Source organism: Fulvivirga kasyanovii, from assembly GCF_009711405.1.
Lineage (GTDB): Bacteria > Bacteroidota > Bacteroidia > Cytophagales > Cyclobacteriaceae > Fulvivirga > Fulvivirga kasyanovii.
On sequence record NZ_SMLW01000113.1, the window covers coordinates 1 to 863 of the forward strand.

1 protein-coding gene is annotated in these 863 nt (G+C 53.3%); it reads right to left on the bottom strand.

Annotated features, from left to right (window positions below; genetic code table 11):
• The coding region (locus E1163_RS00215) for a polyketide synthase dehydratase domain-containing protein (protein WP_155168526.1) at positions 1–863 on the bottom strand (863 nt) is incomplete at both ends.

Sequence of the window (863 nt, forward strand, 5' to 3'; positions counted from 1 at the left end):
GTAAAGCCTTTAAGCTCAACCTGGATCGCTCCTGTTGCATCCATGATGCTGATGTCGACTATCCACACTTCATCGTTGGACTTCACGGGTACTACATGGCTGTAGCTGTGTGCGCCCGGAACTTCGTAAACTACCAGGGATTTGATCATTACCGGGATGAAGGGCTCGGGGCTTCCGCTGTCGTCCAGAAGGGCAAAGCGGGTTACCATCGAACCGTCAAGTAAGGCGGGGTGAAGGTAATAGTTACGTTCGTCATCCTCCATCTCAGGGCGCAAACAGAGTTCGCCCAATACTTCGCCGCCTTTGATATAAGCTTTTTCAACGGTCTTCAGTCCCGGACCGTAGACTCCCGGTTTCTTAAGGGTGTACAGCTCTTCTCCGCTTACCTCATAATCGCTTGAGTTCTTAAAGCCTTCAAGGTCAAACCGAGACGGGCGGGGACCGCTTTCGAAGGATATGGCGCCTCCGGCACTCTTCTCCCAAACGGACATGGAACCTGTTCGGTAATGGCTCTCAAATGAAAGGCCTTTGCTACTCTCCTGAAGGGAAACGCGGACGTTGGCATCCTTCCCTGATCCTACGATCACGGCGGACTCAAACAGTACCTTATCTAAGCGCAGTTGGTCTGAGCCTTCCCGATGACGACGGACAGCATCGATGGCCAGGCTGCAATGGGTTACGCCTAACAGTACCTGCTCGCCAAAGGTTACATGGTCCCGAAGGTATGGTTCTCCATGATGATAACTCACTTCATAGCTACCCAATGATGTTGTAGCTGGGGCTGAAGGGGCTGCTTCTCCTACGGCGGGTAGCCAGTAGTGGGCGCCTTCAAAAACATAGCCGGGAAGGGGGACTCGAAGGGG